This is a genomic window from Haemophilus sp. C1, from assembly GCF_001276515.1.
In the GTDB taxonomy this organism is placed as follows: Bacteria; Pseudomonadota; Gammaproteobacteria; order Enterobacterales; family Pasteurellaceae; genus Haemophilus.
In genome coordinates this window covers 17,511-33,103 of sequence record NZ_LDVZ01000009.1, presented here as the reverse complement: position 1 = coordinate 33,103, position 15,593 = coordinate 17,511, and the positions used below count along the sequence as shown (strand labels likewise).

General features: G+C 38.4%; 15 protein-coding genes. 10 read left to right on the top strand and 5 right to left on the bottom strand.

Features of this window, described 5'->3' with window-relative positions; translation table 11 throughout:
• Positions 1 to 59 precede the first annotated feature (59 nt).
• From alaS to ispC, 8 genes are all read left to right on the top strand, one after another.
• The gene (alaS, locus tag ABW51_RS05050) at positions 60 to 2,684 is read left to right on the top strand and encodes an alanine--tRNA ligase (protein WP_053465819.1); all 2,625 of its coding nucleotides are present in this window, start codon (positions 60 to 62) and stop codon (positions 2,682 to 2,684) included.
• A gap of 78 nt (positions 2,685 to 2,762) precedes the next feature.
• A complete protein-coding gene (gene csrA, locus ABW51_RS05045) occupies positions 2,763 to 2,954 on the top strand; it encodes a carbon storage regulator CsrA (RefSeq protein ID WP_053465818.1) in 192 nt (63 codons plus the stop codon).
• A 23-nt stretch (positions 2,955 to 2,977) separates the two neighbouring features.
• Positions 2,978 to 3,865 carry a UTP--glucose-1-phosphate uridylyltransferase GalU gene (gene galU, locus ABW51_RS05040; RefSeq protein ID WP_053465817.1) on the top strand — a complete coding sequence of 296 codons (888 nt, stop codon included), beginning with the start codon at positions 2,978 to 2,980 and terminating at the stop codon, positions 3,863 to 3,865.
• A gap of 123 nt (positions 3,866 to 3,988) precedes the next feature.
• Complete coding sequence (gene argH, locus ABW51_RS05035) at positions 3,989 to 5,362, top strand: argininosuccinate lyase (RefSeq protein WP_053465816.1); 1,374 nt, start codon at positions 3,989 to 3,991, stop codon at positions 5,360 to 5,362.
• Between the two features lie 156 nt (positions 5,363 to 5,518).
• Positions 5,519 to 6,400: an Hsp33 family molecular chaperone HslO gene (hslO, locus tag ABW51_RS05030; RefSeq protein ID WP_053465815.1), complete on the top strand. Its 882-nt coding sequence runs from the start codon at positions 5,519 to 5,521 to the stop codon at positions 6,398 to 6,400.
• A 173-nt stretch (positions 6,401 to 6,573) separates the two neighbouring features.
• Complete coding sequence (pckA, locus tag ABW51_RS05025; RefSeq protein WP_046939458.1) at positions 6,574 to 8,190, top strand: phosphoenolpyruvate carboxykinase (ATP); 1,617 nt, start codon at positions 6,574 to 6,576, stop codon at positions 8,188 to 8,190.
• A gap of 150 nt (positions 8,191 to 8,340) precedes the next feature.
• Positions 8,341 to 8,898 (top strand): ribosome recycling factor, encoded by a 558-nt coding sequence (gene frr, locus ABW51_RS05020; protein ID WP_005632773.1) that lies wholly within the window; start codon positions 8,341 to 8,343, stop codon positions 8,896 to 8,898.
• Between the two features lie 109 nt (positions 8,899 to 9,007).
• Positions 9,008 to 10,201 (top strand): 1-deoxy-D-xylulose-5-phosphate reductoisomerase, encoded by a 1,194-nt coding sequence (gene ispC, locus ABW51_RS05015; RefSeq protein WP_053465814.1) that lies wholly within the window; start codon positions 9,008 to 9,010, stop codon positions 10,199 to 10,201.
• A gap of 31 nt (positions 10,202 to 10,232) precedes the next feature.
• Here ispC and ABW51_RS05010 read toward each other — a convergent pair whose 3' ends face one another.
• Positions 10,233 to 11,042, bottom strand: a complete 810-nt coding sequence (locus ABW51_RS05010; protein WP_053465813.1) for a sulfite exporter TauE/SafE family protein — start codon at positions 11,040 to 11,042, stop codon at positions 10,233 to 10,235.
• Positions 11,043 to 11,178: 136 nt separating this feature from the next.
• Here ABW51_RS05010 and ABW51_RS05005 point away from each other — a divergent pair, with 136 nt between their 5' ends.
• Positions 11,179 to 12,258, top strand: a complete 1,080-nt coding sequence (locus ABW51_RS05005) for an anaerobic sulfatase maturase (protein ID WP_053465812.1) — start codon at positions 11,179 to 11,181, stop codon at positions 12,256 to 12,258.
• A 121-nt stretch (positions 12,259 to 12,379) separates the two neighbouring features.
• Positions 12,380 to 12,976 carry a Crp/Fnr family transcriptional regulator gene (locus tag ABW51_RS05000; RefSeq protein ID WP_053465811.1) on the top strand — a complete coding sequence of 199 codons (597 nt, stop codon included), beginning with the start codon at positions 12,380 to 12,382 and terminating at the stop codon, positions 12,974 to 12,976.
• A 120-nt stretch (positions 12,977 to 13,096) separates the two neighbouring features.
• Here ABW51_RS05000 and rplQ read toward each other — a convergent pair whose 3' ends face one another.
• Genes rplQ through rpsK form a run of 4 tightly spaced genes read right to left on the bottom strand, consistent with a single transcriptional unit; the run spans position 13,097 to position 15,583 of the window.
• Positions 13,097 to 13,483, bottom strand: a complete 387-nt coding sequence (gene rplQ / locus ABW51_RS04995) for a 50S ribosomal protein L17 (protein WP_046939463.1) — start codon at positions 13,481 to 13,483, stop codon at positions 13,097 to 13,099.
• 40 nt (positions 13,484 to 13,523) lie between these two features.
• The gene (locus tag ABW51_RS04990) at positions 13,524 to 14,513 is read right to left on the bottom strand and encodes a DNA-directed RNA polymerase subunit alpha (protein WP_053465810.1); all 990 of its coding nucleotides are present in this window, start codon (positions 14,511 to 14,513) and stop codon (positions 13,524 to 13,526) included.
• Between the two features lie 31 nt (positions 14,514 to 14,544).
• A complete protein-coding gene (gene rpsD / locus ABW51_RS04985; RefSeq protein ID WP_053465809.1) occupies positions 14,545 to 15,165 on the bottom strand; it encodes a 30S ribosomal protein S4 in 621 nt (206 codons plus the stop codon).
• 28 nt (positions 15,166 to 15,193) lie between these two features.
• Complete coding sequence (gene rpsK / locus ABW51_RS04980; protein WP_012072238.1) at positions 15,194 to 15,583, bottom strand: 30S ribosomal protein S11; 390 nt, start codon at positions 15,581 to 15,583, stop codon at positions 15,194 to 15,196.
• Positions 15,584 to 15,593: the final 10 nt, after the last annotated feature.

The following is a 15,593-nucleotide window of genomic DNA, read 5'->3' as shown; positions in this document are numbered from 1 at the left end:
ATGCAAAAATAGTACGGTTTAGTTTTTATTTTTATTATGGGTAACAAGGATTCTTTTTAATGAAAACAACAGCAGAAATAAGACAATCATTCCTTGATTTTTTCCATAGCAAAGGCCACCAAGTAGTTGAGAGTAGCTCACTTGTGCCGGAAAATGATCCGACTTTGCTTTTCACGAATGCTGGGATGAACCAATTTAAGGATGTATTCCTTGGAATGGATAAACGGCCTTATTCTAGAGCGACCACCGCGCAACGTTGCGTACGTGCTGGTGGTAAACATAACGACCTAGAAAATGTTGGTTATACCGCGCGTCATCATACTTTCTTTGAAATGCTCGGTAACTTCAGTTTTGGTGATTACTTTAAACACGATGCGATTAATTTTGCTTGGGAATATTTAACATCCCCACAATGGCTTGGTTTACCTAAAGAAAAACTATGGGTAACCGTGTATGAAACCGATGAAGAAGCCTATAATATCTGGAATAAAGAAGTCGGCGTTCCTGCTGAACGCATTATTCGCATTGGTGACAATAAAGGCGCACCTTACGCATCAGACAACTTCTGGGCAATGGGCGATACCGGTCCTTGCGGTCCTTGTACTGAAATTTTCTACGATCACGGTGATCATATTTGGGGGGGACCTCCAGGCTCACCAGAAGAAGATGGCGACCGTTATATCGAAATCTGGAACGTTGTGTTCATGCAATTCAACCGTTTAGCCGATGGCACAATGGAAAAATTACCACATCCATCAGTTGACACAGGTATGGGCTTAGAGCGTATTTCTGCTGTATTACAACATGTTAACTCAAACTACGAGATTGATATTTTCAAAACATTAATCGCAAAAACAGCGGAAATTGTAGGCGCAACAGATTTAACTAACAAATCATTACGTGTTATTGCTGACCATATTCGTTCTTGTGCATATTTAATCGCAGATGGCGTTATTCCATCAAACGAAGGCCGTGGTTATGTCTTACGTCGTATTATTCGCCGTGCAGTTCGTCACGGTCACTTATTAGGTGCCAAAGAGGCCTTTTTCTATAAACTCGTTCCAACTCTAATTGAAGTAATGGCTGAAGCTGGCAAAGACGTAAAAGCAAAACAAGTAAATGTTGAAAAACTATTACGTTTAGAAGAAGAACAATTTGCTCGCACTCTAGAGCGCGGCTTGAGCTTATTAGATGAAGCCCTTGCTCAAGTGAAAGATGGTGTTCTTTCAGGTGAAGTTGCATTCAAACTTTATGACACCTATGGTTTCCCATTGGATTTAACCGCTGATGTATGTCGTGAGCGCAATATCACCATTGATGAACAAGCGTTTGACCGTGAAATGGAAGCACAACGTACTCGTGCTCAAGCAGCGAGTCAGTTTGGTGTCGACTACAACAGTATTATTCGTGTAGATGGCGAAACCAAGTTTGAAGGCTATACTGAAGTCGAATCTCAAGCAAAAATCACCGCACTTTTCTATGATGGTAAATCAGTGGAAAGTATCGAAGCGGGTCAAAGTGCGGTCGTTATTTTGGAAAATACGCCGTTTTATGCAGAATCAGGTGGTCAAATTGGTGACAGCGGATATTTAAGCGCACAAGGTGTTACCTTTAATGTGAAAGATACCCAAAAATATGGGCAAGTATTTGGACACATTGGAGAATTAACGCAAGGAAGTTTGAAAGTTGGGCAATCAGTGAATGCTATTGTGGATGCAGAACGTCGCCATAACACATCGCTCAATCACTCAGCAACACACTTATTGCACGCGGCCTTACGTCAAGTTTTAGGTCAACATGTTGTGCAAAAAGGCTCACTTGTTTCAGATAAAGCCTTGCGTTTTGACTTTGCACAGCCAGAAGCAATTACAAAAGAACAATTAACTCAAATTGAAACATTAGTAAACCAAAAAATCCGCGCTAACTTCCCTGTGCAAACGGATATTATGGACATTGATTCAGCGAAAGCAAAAGGGGCAATGGCACTCTTTGGCGAGAAATATGGTGAAAACGTTCGCGTATTAACCATGGGCGATTTTTCAATTGAGCTTTGTGGTGGTATTCACGCAAAACGTACTGGGGATATCGGCCTATTTAAAATTATCACTGAAAGCGCTGTAGCAGCAGGTGTTCGCCGTATTGAGGCAGTAACAGGTGAAAATGCGATTGAGTGGTTACATAATCAACAACGTATTCTGACCCAAAGCGCGGACTTATTAAAATCAGACGTAAATACCTTAGTGGAAAAAATCCAACAACTTCAAGACAAAGCGAAGAAAGTGGAAAAAGAATTACAAGGTCTAAAAGAAAAAGCCGCAATGCAGGCTGGTTCTGATTTTGTAAAAAGTGCGGTCAAAATCAACGGTGTTTCTGTTATCGCACAACAATTAGACGGCATAGAAACAAAATCATTACGTGTGATGGTCGACGATTTAAAAAATCAACTCGGCTCAGGCGTAATCGCATTCGCATCGATCTTAGATGAAAAAGTCAACCTTGTCGTTGGTGTAACAAACGATTTAACTACCAAAGTAAAAGCTGGAGAGCTCGTTAATTTAATGGCTCAACAGGTCGGGGGTAAAGGCGGTGGTCGTCCGGATATGGCAATGGCAGGAGGCTCCCAACCAGAAAATGTGGCACAAGCAGTTAAGGTGGCGCAGGACTGGTTAAACGAAAATCTGTAGTACAAGCCGGTTGGTGGGATGCCAACCCTTCCTTGATTGATAGGGATATCTAATAAATGCAAACTAAGGAGATAAAAGATGTTAATCTTGACTCGTAAAGTTGGCGAAAGTGTACTTATTGGAAATGATATTTCTATCACGATTTTGAGTGTACGTGGAAACCAAGTTAAACTCGGTGTAGAAGCGCCTAAAGAAGTATCCGTTCACCGAGAAGAAATTTACCAACGAATTAAACAGATGCAAGATGAACAATTAGACAGTTCATCATAATCGTAAATAATGGATTTTATATTATGAAAGCAATTATTCCTGTAGCCGGTCTTGGTACACGTATGTTGCCTGCCACGAAGGCAATTCCGAAGGAAATGCTTACTTTGGTTGATAAACCATTGATTCAATACGTGGTAAATGAATGTGTTGCCGCAGGCATAAAAGAAATTGTGCTTGTCACGCATTCATCAAAAAATGCTATCGAAAACCATTTTGATACCTCTTTTGAACTAGAAACAATGCTAGAAAAACGCGTTAAACGTCAGCTTCTAGAAGAAGTACGTTCTATCTGTCCAAAAGATGTAACTATTATGCATGTTCGCCAAGGCAACGCAAAAGGATTAGGACACGCTGTATTATGCGGTCGCCCACTTGTGGGCAATGAGCCATTTGCAGTTGTACTACCTGACGTATTGTTAGCCGATTTCAGTGCAGACCAGAAAAAAGAAAATCTTTCTGCAATGATTCGACGCTTTAATGAAACTGGTACAAGCCAAATTATGGTAACGCCTGTTTCACAAGAAAATGTGAGTAGCTATGGTGTTGCAGATTGTGGTGGTGAGAATCTTAATGGCGGTGAAAGTGCAAAAATTAATAGCATTGTTGAAAAACCCTCTATTGAAGATGCGCCATCAAACCTTGCTGTAGTTGGTCGTTACGTTTTCTCAGCAGCAATTTGGGACTTGTTGGAAAAGACGCCAATTGGTGTTGGCGATGAAATCCAATTAACCGATGCTATTGATATGCTCATTGAAAAAGAAACCGTTGAAGCATTTCATATGACAGGTGAAACATTCGACTGTGGCGATAAAATTGGCTATATGGAAGCTTTCGTAGAATATGGTATTCGTCACGAAAAATTAGGTAAAGAATTTAAATCCTTTATCAAAAATTTGGCAAAAACGCTATAAATAGCACCAATATAGATAAAATGGACAAAATGAGAGGTTTTGTCCATTTTGTTTTATTATTCAATAGTATATTGCTACTATACATAACGGTAGAATAATTAATTAGAATAAAAAGGAAAAATTATGGCACTTTGGGGTGGGCGTTTTACACAAGCCGCAGATAAACGTTTTAAAGATTTTAATGATTCATTACGGTTTGATTACCGTTTGGCAGAACAGGATATTCAAGGCTCAATTGGTTGGTCCAAAGCCTTGGTGAAAGTGAATGTATTAACTATCGAAGAACAGCATCAACTTGAACAAGCACTAAATGAATTACTTATTGAAGTGCGGTCAAATCCGCAAGCAATTTTACAAGATGATGCAGAAGATATTCATAGTTGGGTTGAAAGTAAGCTAATTGATAAAGTAGGCAATCTTGGTAAAAAATTACATACTGGCCGTAGTCGTAACGATCAAGTGGCAGTAGATATAAAACTATGGTGCAAACAACGTGTGGTTGAATTACAAGAATCAGTACGTAATTTGCAACGCCACTTAGTTCAAACCGCAGAAAACACACAACAAGCAGTAATGCCTGGCTATACCCATTTACAACGAGCTCAACCAATCACTTTTGCGCATTGGTGTATGGCATATGTAGAAATGTTCGACCGAGACTATTCACGTTTAACAGATGCGTATAATCGAATGAATACCTGTCCACTTGGTAGTGGTGCGCTGGCTGGTACGGCTTATGCCGTAGATCGTGATTCACTTGCGCACGATCTTGGTTTTGCTTTCGCGACTAGAAATAGCTTAGATAGCGTCTCTGACCGCGATCATATCGTAGAATTGCTTTCCATCGCCTCCCTCAGTATGGCGCATCTTTCTCGCTTTGCTGAAGATATGATTATCTTTAACAGCGGAGAGGCAAATTTCGTAGAACTATCCGACCGCGTGACGTCTGGCTCATCATTAATGCCACAAAAGAAAAATCCTGACGCATGTGAGTTAATTCGAGGCAAAGCCGGCAGAGTGATCGGCTCATTAACAGGCATGTTAATTACCTTAAAAGGCTTGCCACTTGCGTATAATAAAGATATGCAAGAAGACAAAGAGGGCATTTTTGATACCTTAGATACTTGGCAAAACTGTGTGGACATGGCAACGTTCGTATTAGATGAATTGAAAGTAAATGTTGAACGTACTCGTGAAGCCGCGTTAAAAGGTTATTCAAACGCAACTGAATTAGCGGATTATTTGGTTTCTAAGGGAGTACCTTTCCGAGATTCCCATCATATCGTGGGTGAAACGGTTGTTTATGCCATCGAGAAAGGCAAAGGATTAGAAGATCTTACTATCCCTGAATTTCGCCAATTTAGTGAAGTAGTGGGAGATGATGTTTACGAGATTCTTTCGCTCCAATCTTGCTTAGACAAACGTTGTGCAAAAGGTGGTGTATCGCCATTGCGTGTTGCCGAAGCTATTGCAGAAGCCAAAACAAGATTTGCTTAATCATATTTTAAGGCGCATATCACAATTGGATTTCACAAGACTCCCTTGCAATCCAGTGAATAGCCCCAATTATGAGTAGCAACACTTAAATAAGATGATAAAAACAAAAAGTGCGGGAAAAACTACCGCACTTTTTATTTCAATTAGGAATGATCAATGACCAATCAACGAGACTATACTCAAGACAATGACAAGCTTTACCGTTATCTTTTCCAAAATCGTGCGGTTCGTGGGGAATGGGTTCGCTTAAATAAAACATTCACTGATACATTAAATACCCATCGGTATCCGAAAGCAGTACAGGATTTATTGGGTGAAATGATGGTGGCGACTAATTTGCTCACTGCCACACTAAAATTTGACGGTAATATCACCGTACAAATTCAAGGCGATGGTCCATTACGCTTAGCATTAGTAAATGGCAATGATCAACAACAAATCCGTGCCCTTGCTCGAGTGGATGGGAACATCACTGAAAATATGAGTCTGCACAATATGATTGGCAAAGGCGTATTGGTCATTACTATTGCACCCAAAGAAGGTGAACGCTACCAAGGTGTAATTAGCTTAGATAAACCGACAATCACAGAATGCTTAGAAGATTATTTTGTACGCTCAGAACAGCTTCAAACTCAATTAATTATTCGTACTGGAGAATATGAAGGCAAGCCAACTGCAGCAGGTATGTTATTACAAATTATGCCTGATGGTTCTGGTACACCAGAAGATTTTGAGCATTTAACTACGCTCGCAGCAACAGTAAAAGACGAAGAATTATTTGGCCTCCCAGCAGAAGAGTTACTCTATCGTTTATATCATGAAGAAACCGTCAATCTTTATCCAGCACAAGATGTACAATTTTTCTGTGGCTGCTCTGCAGAGCGTTCTGGTTCTGCATTACTGCTCATCTCCGATGAAGAAATTGATGAAATACTAGCCGAACATAAAGGCAGTATTGATATGCAATGTGAGTGTTGTGGCACACACTACTTCTTTAATAAAGAAGCGATTGAAAAATTAAAATCAACAAAACCTTAAAAACAATCCCGACGCCATGTCGGGATTTTTGATCTACATCATTAATACACCTAAAAATAGGTAATGGAGAGCTATAATTTTTCAAAAATGAGATCTAGTTAACATTTTTTTACATTGACATTCTTTAGAATAGGTGACAGTTAAATTTTAATCTTAAATATTAGAGGTGACTTATGACAGACTTAAACAAAGTAGTAAAAGAACTTGAAGCGCTAGGCATTTATGACGTAAAAGAAGTTGTCTACAATCCAAGCTACGAGCAATTGTTTGAAGAAGAAACCAATCCGGGTTTAGAAGGCTTTGAAAAAGGTACTTTAACTACGACCGGTGCAGTAGCTGTGGATACAGGTATCTTCACTGGCCGTTCACCAAAAGATAAATATATCGTGTTAGATGAAAAAACCAAAGATACTGTTTGGTGGACATCTGAAGCAGCGAAAAATGACAACAAACCAATGAACCAAGCTACATGGCAAAGCTTAAAAGACTTGGTGACTAACCAGCTTTCTCGTAAACGCTTATTTGTGGTTGATGGTTTCTGTGGCGCTAGCGAACACGACCGTATTGCAGTACGTATTGTAACTGAAGTTGCATGGCAAGCACATTTTGTAAAAAATATGTTTATTCGCCCAACTGAAGAACAACTCAAAAATTTTGAACCTGATTTCGTTGTAATGAACGGTTCTAAAGTAACTAATCCAAACTGGAAAGAACAGGGTTTAAATTCAGAAAACTTTGTTGCATTCAACTTAACTGAGCGCATTCAATTAATCGGTGGTACTTGGTACGGTGGTGAAATGAAAAAAGGTATGTTCTCAATGATGAACTACTTCCTACCACTTAAAGGAGTAGGCGCAATGCACTGCTCAGCTAACGTTGGTAAAGATGGAGATGTAGCAATCTTCTTCGGCTTATCTGGTACAGGTAAAACAACCCTTTCAACCGATCCAAAACGTGAATTAATCGGTGACGATGAGCACGGTTGGGATGATGTTGGTATCTTTAACTTTGAAGGTGGTTGCTATGCGAAAACCATTCACCTTTCAGAAGAAAATGAACCGGATATTTACCGCGCTATCCGTCGCGATGCATTATTAGAAAACGTAGTTGTTCGTGCAGATGGTTCTGTTGATTTCGATGATGGCTCAAAAACAGAAAATACTCGCGTGTCTTACCCAATTTATCACATCGATAACATTGTAAAACCAGTTTCTCGTGCTGGTCACGCAACTAAAGTGATTTTCTTAACAGCAGATGCATTTGGCGTATTGCCACCAGTATCTAAATTGACACCAGAACAAACTAAATACTACTTCTTATCAGGTTTCACTGCAAAATTAGCAGGTACTGAACGTGGTATTACTGAACCAACTCCAACTTTCTCAGCCTGTTTCGGTGCAGCGTTCTTAACCCTTCACCCAACTCAATATGCAGAAGTGTTAGTAAAACGTATGCAAGCAGCAGGTGCTGAAGCTTACTTAGTGAATACTGGTTGGAATGGTACAGGCAAACGTATCTCAATCAAAGATACTCGTGGAATCATTGATGCAATCTTAGATGGCTCAATTGAAAAAGCTGAAATGGGCGAATTGCCAATCTTCAACTTAGCAATTCCTAAAGCATTACCTGGTGTAGATTCTGCAATCTTAGATCCTCGCGATACTTACGCAGATAAAGCACAATGGCAATCAAAAGCTGAAGACTTAGCAGGTCGTTTTGTGAAAAACTTTGTTAAATATGCAACTAACGAAGAAGGCAAAGCTTTAATTGCAGCGGGTCCTAAAGCTTAACTAAAAATACTAAAAATATTAACCGCACTTTGGGTGACTGAAGTGCGGTCATTTTTTATCTGTTTTCAAGCTGATAAATGTATTCAAAAATTGACAAAAATCCAGTAAAATCACCGCGTTTTAACTTTCGTCAATTAAAAGGACAATGCAATGCTTAACCAAATTAAAAAAGATGCTCAAGATCGTATGGAAAAAAGCCTTGAAGCATTAAAAGGCCATATTTCGAAAATCCGTACTGGTCGTGCACAACCGAGTTTACTTGATGCAATTCAAGTTGAATATTATGGTGCAGCGACCCCACTTCGCCAATTAGCAAACGTAGTGGCAGAAGATGCGCGTACATTAGCTGTAACTGTTTTTGATCGTTCTTTAATCTCTGCGGTAGAAAAAGCAATTTTAACCTCAGATTTAGGTTTAAACCCATCTTCAGCGGGTACCACAATCCGTGTTCCGCTTCCTCCATTAACAGAAGAACGCCGTCGCGATTTAATCAAAATCGTAAAAGGCGAAGGTGAACAAGGTAAAGTTGCGGTTCGTAATGTGCGTCGTGATGCGAATGATAAAATCAAAGCATTATTAAAAGACAAAGAAATTAGCGAAAACGAACAACATAAAGCAGAAGAAGAAATCCAAAAAATCACAGATATTTACATTAAAAAAGTAGATGAAGTATTAGCGGATAAAGAAAAAGAATTAATGGATTTCTAATCATAAAAAATGCGAAAGGCAGACAGTTTTGTCTGCCTTTATTTTATTAGGTATGCGAATTTAGACGTACCAATGAAAATATAATCAACAATAGTGCGGTAAAGATTCTATGCAAAAACAAAACATTGTCATTCTTGGTTCAACGGGATCAATTGGTAAGAGCACCCTTTCAGTTATCGAAAATAACCCTCAGAAATATCATGCATTTGCACTTGTCGGCGGAAAAAATGTAGAAGCAATGTTTGAACAATGCATAAAATTCCAACCTAACTTTGCGGCTCTTGATGATGTAAATGCGGCTAAAATTTTACGTGAGAAATTAATTGCTCATCATATTCCAACCGAAGTATTAGCCGGACAACAAGCTATTTGTGAACTTGCAGCACACCCAGATGCCGATCAGATAATGGCATCTATTGTTGGCGCTGCAGGATTGTTACCTACTCTTTCAGCGGTTAAAGCAGGTAAACGGGTATTACTGGCAAATAAAGAATCATTGGTAACCTGCGGACAGCTTTTTATTGATGCCGTAAAAAACTATGGTGCGAAGCTTTTACCAGTAGATAGTGAACATAATGCGATCTTTCAATCGTTACCGCCAGAAGCACAAGAAAAAATTGGTTTTTGCCCACTTTCTGAATTAGGTGTAAGTAAAATTATACTCACTGGTTCTGGCGGGCCATTCCGTTACACGCCACTTGAACAATTCACCAACATCACACCAGAACAAGCGGTTGCACACCCTAATTGGTCTATGGGTAAAAAAATTTCTGTCGATTCAGCTACAATGATGAATAAGGGCTTGGAATACATTGAGGCTCGCTGGCTTTTCAATGCAAGTGCGGAAGAAATGGAAGTCATTATTCATCCACAATCGATAATTCATTCTATGGTGCGTTATGTTGATGGCTCAGTCATTGCTCAAATGGGAAATCCAGATATGCGAACACCAATTGCAGAAACTATGGCATATCCTCACCGCACTTTTGCTGGAGTAGAACCACTCGATTTCTTTAAAGTCAAAGAACTGACGTTTATTGAACCTGATTTTAATCGTTATCCAAATTTAAAACTGGCTATTGATGCCTTTGCTGAGGGTCAATATGCGACAACAGCAATGAATGCAGCTAATGAAATTGCCGTACAAGCATTTTTAGATCGTCAAATTAGCTTTATGGATATTGCAAAAATTAATGCAAAAACAATTGAGAAAATTTCGCCTTATACCATTCAAAATATTGATGATGTACTCGAAATTGATGCACAAGCAAGAGAGATTGCGAAAACGCTAATTGGGGAATAGACCTAGAATAACTAGGTCTAGTTTATTTGATTTAATGGAATACAAATTCCAAAATGCACATATAGGCTGCAATACAAAATAAGATAATCGCCAATAATTTTCTTGTTAAAGCTGGATTCATTAATCCACGCAATTTCATTGAGAAGAAACTCATTCCAAATGACCCCAAGGTAACGACACTAACTACAAGAAAATTTACATATCCTAATTGGCCACTTAGACTGACATCATAAGGGAAGGCCCTTGTGAGATAGCCATATAAATTACCAATACCACCAATAATCATCATGTAGTTCGTATAAACGGCAATTTGTTGTGTTTTTACCCCTTTTAATTGGCCAACAAGCGGAGCAAGGATAGAGCCGCCTCCAATACCTGTAATACCCGCAATTAATCCTCCGCCACAACAGCTAATACTACCTTTCGCTCGTTCTATAGGAGACATATTAAACACTTCTATTTGTATTCTCGATCTGTTCAAAAATGTTTTAACCGCTAGTGCACTCAAACTGACCGTAAAAATTAAACTAATTATCGCTGTAGAAAAATAAAAACTTAATTCAAAACCAATTTGCACCCCAATCACCATCGCTATAGACCATAAAATCATATTGATATGATCAATTTTAATTTTTTGCTTATGGAAAAATAATAAATTAATCAATGCGGTACACATCACAATGGTGAGTGATGTAGCTGAAATAACTTGAATCGGCAATTCGGGAAATAATGTACGTAAAATTGGCACCATCAATACCCCACCGCCAATACCAAAAATAGCAGAAACCATATTGGTACAAATACCGCAAATCAGTAAGATAAAAATTGTACTAATTGCCATTGCTACTCCTATCAAGAAAATCAGCTTAATAATATATTCTAATTGTGGCGTAAGGGGATGAGCATATCTTATGATCAGCATCATATACACTTAAAAATATTCTGTTATGATGAAAAAAATAGAAAGGATATGATGTATGAACGCATTTCAATTAATGGCAAAACCTACTGGCTCAATTTGTAATTTAGATTGCCAGTATTGCTTTTACTTGGAAAAACCTCATTTAAATCAACGAGCCATGAGTGATGAGGTGTTAGAAACCTATATCAAATCTTACATAGAGACATCCCCTCAACAACAAGTGACTTTCCTCTGGCAAGGCGGTGAGCCAACCATGGCAGGCCTTGATTTCTATAAAAGAGCGGTCAATTTTCAGCATAAATATGCTAATGGGAAACAAATTGAAAATTCGCTACAAACCAATGGTGTATTACTTAATGCCGATTGGTGCCGTTTTCTACATGATCATAATTTTCTTGTGGGGCTTTCTATAGATGGTCCAGAATACTTACATGATGCCTACCGTTTAACTAAAAATGGCAAAGGCACATTTCAACAAGTAATAGATGCACTAGATTTACTACATAACTATCAAGTATCTTTTAATACTCTCACAGTCGTGCATAATCTAAATGTCCTACATGGCAAAGAAATCTATCATTTTCTAAAACGAATTGGATCGCCATATATGCAATTTATTCCACTAATGGGAGATTATAAGCAACAGGCCTCTGCAAAGGATTATGGGCAGTTTTTAATTAATATTTTTGATGAATGGTACGCTAATGATGTAGGAAAAATTGGGATTCAGTTTATTGAACAATGGTTTATGGCCTATCTTGGATTACAACCTAGTTTATGTATTTTTCGTGAAACCTGCGGTGATCAATTAGTTATTGAACAAAATGGGGATATTTATAGTTGCGATCATTATGTTTACCCTGAGTACAAGTTGGGAAACCTCATAGAAACACCACTAGTAACATTAGTTGATAACATAAAACAAAAACATTTCGGTTCAACGAAATCCTTTCTTTCCGAACGATGCAAAAGCTGTAAATTTCGTTTTGCCTGTCATGGAGGTTGCCCAAAACATCGAACTGTTCAAGGATTTGGAAAACCACATAATCAACTCTGCGAAGCCTATTATATGGCACTCTCTCACATAGAACCCTATTTGAAAGAATTTGCAAAATGCTTTGGTAAAGCAACATAATATTATTCATTTAAAATAAAAATTTTGTTACCAAGTTAACACTTTTAAAACTTGCTTATAGCGGATAAAAACAGAAATTTGTATAGTAACCTAAAGTTGTTTATGTATTAAAAGGATATTTATGTCAAGCTCATCACCTTATTTACCTCAAAACTTACATCAATGCATTATTTCTGAAAGTAAAACACTAGGGAAAAACAGCTTAATTTATACTCAAGGTGAAAAACCTAAAGAATTTTATTTTTTAAAACGAGGGCTTGTAGGGCTTTATCATAGCTTAGAAAATGGTAAAGAAACCTTGATTCGACTTTATCATGCTAACGAGTATTTTGGGTTTAGAACAATCTTTAGTGAAACAACTTATCATTGTAGTGCAAAGGTATTACTAGAAGCAGATATTATTCGTATATTTCCTGGAAATCACACTAGTTTTATCGCAAATAATCCTGATTTTTCCTGCTATCTTATGAAACAACTCTCGAATGAATTATATGACGCAGAACACCGAGTAAGTAATACAGCCTATAAACGAAGTTACGAACGTATAATTGATGCAATTGAAAATCTAACTGAAAGTTATCCCTATTATCCTTGGACCTACCGAGAAGTAGCTGAATTTTGTGGATGCGAAACAGAAACTGCTATTCGTATTAGTCAAGAATTAAAGAAACAAGGAATTCTAGACAAAAATACAAGACATTTAAGAATCTGCTCTTAAATTCAAGATTATGTTTTTGGGCTATCTATCCAAATAATATTTCAGTAAGTAAAGTGCTTTTTACCTACATATAAAATAAAAAAGCTCACTATAAAGTGAGCTTTTCCTTTAAATTGATTTTTATTCCTCAGTAGCTGCTTCAGCAACTTCTGGGCGATCAACTAACTCAATGTATGCCATTGGTGCATTATCGCCTGCACGGAAACCACATTTCAAAATGCGAGTGTAACCACCTGCACGTTGAGCAAAACGTGGACCTAATTCATTGAATAATTTCGCAACAGTTTCGATGTTACGAGTACGAGCGAATGCTAAACGACGGTTTGCAACGCTATCTACTTTTGCTAATGTAATTAACGGTTCAACTACACGGCGTAATTCTTTAGCTTTAGGCAAAGTAGTCTTAATGATTTCATGACTAACTAAAGCACTTGCTAAGTTACGAAACATCGCTTGGCGATGGCTGCTATTACGGTTTAGTTGACGACCACTCTTACGATGGCGCATGATCTTATCCTTCTCAGAAAAATCTTAACCTATGACCAAACTAGTCTTCAGCAATACTTGCTGGTGGCCAATTTTCAAGGCGCATACCAAGTGACAAGCCACGTGAAGCGAGCACATCCTTAATTTCAGTAAGAGATTTCTTACCAAGATTAGGTGTTTTTAATAATTCAACTTCTGTACGTTGTACTAAATCACCGATATAATGAATTGTTTCTGCTTTCAAACAGTTAGCAGAACGAACTGTCAACTCTAAATCATCTACAGGACGCAATAAAATCGGATCAAATTCCGGTTTTTCTTCCTTAATTTCAGGTTGACGAACATCACGCAAATCAACGAATGCATCGAGTTGTTCTGCTAAAATTGTTGCTGCACGACGAATTGCTTCTTCAGGCTCAAGCGTACCGTTAGTTTCTAACTCAATAACAAGTTTATCTAAGTCCGTACGTTGTTCTACACGCGCTGCTTCTACATTGTATGCAATGCGATCTACAGGGCTATAACAAGCATCCACTAATAAACGACCGATTGGACGCTCCTCAGTTTGGCTATGTGTACGAGCTGAAGCTGGAACATATCCTCTACCACGTTGAACACGAATACGCATACTAATTGATGCATTCTCGTCTGTTAAGTGACAGATTACGTGATCCGGATTCACAATTTCAACATCACCATCGTGGGTAATGTCTGCTGCAACAACAGGGCCAATTCCAGATTTATTTAATGTCAGAATAACGTCATCTTTATTCTGTACTTTAACCGCTAGACCTTTAAGGTTTAAAAGTACTTCAAGAACATCTTCTTGAACACCTTCCTTACTACTATATTCGTGCAATACGCCATCAATTTCTACTTCAGTTACAGCACAACCTGGCATTGAAGACAGAAGGATACGACGCAATGCATTACCTAGAGTATGGCCAAAACCGCGCTCTAACGGTTCTAAGATCACCTTAGCATGAGTTGAACTAATTTGTTCAATATCTACTAAACGTGGTTTTAAAAATTCTGTAACAGAACCCTGCATTTTATCCTCTCTTTGCTTTTAAGCTTAACTATTATTTAGAGTAAAGCTCAACGATCAGATGTTCGTTAATGTCTGCTGATAAATCAGAACGTTCAGGAACACGTTTGAACACACCTTCCATTTTCGCAGAATCAACTTCTAACCAAGTTGGTTTCTCTCTTTGTTCTGCTAATTCTAATGATGCTTTAATACGTGCTTGTTTTTTAGATTTCTCACGAACAGCAACAACATCATTTACTGAAACTTGGAATGATGGAATATTAACAACACGACCATTTACAACAATCGCTTTGTGGCTCACTAATTGACGAGCTTCTGCGCGAGTTGCAGCAAATCCCATGCGATAAACAACGTTATCCAATCTACCTTCTAATAACACTAATAAGTTTTCACCAGTGTTACCTTTTAAACGGTTTGCTTCTTTATAGTAGTTACGGAATTGACGTTCTAAAATACCATAGATACGACGAACCTTTTGTTTTTCACGTAATTGACTACCATAGTCAGACAAACGCGGTTTACGAGCACCGTGTTGACCAGGTGCTGTATCAATTTTACATTTTGAATCAATCGCACGCATGCCTGATTTAAGGAATAAATCAGTGCCTTCACGACGGCTGAGCTTGAGTTTTGGACCCAAATATCTTGCCATTTTCTTTCTCCAACTATCCTATTACGTCTTAAACACGACGTTTTTTCGGTGGACGACAACCGTTATGAGGAATCGGAGTCACATCTGTAATGTTCGTGATACGGAAACCCGCTGCGTTTAACGCGCGAATTGTTGATTCACGACCTGGACCCGGACCTTTAACCATAACTTCCAAATTCTTTAAACCAAATTCTTTAACCATTTCTGCGCAACGCTCTGCAGCAACTTGAGCAGCAAATGGAGTTGATTTACGAGAACCACGGAAACCTGAACCACCAGCGGTTGCCCAAGCTAGTGCATTACCTTGACGGTCAGTAATGGTTACGATTGTATTATTGAAAGACGCGTGAATATGTGCTACGCCATCTACAACTTGTTTTTTTACACGTTTACGTGCACGAACTGGTGTTTTAGCCATTCTTTATTTA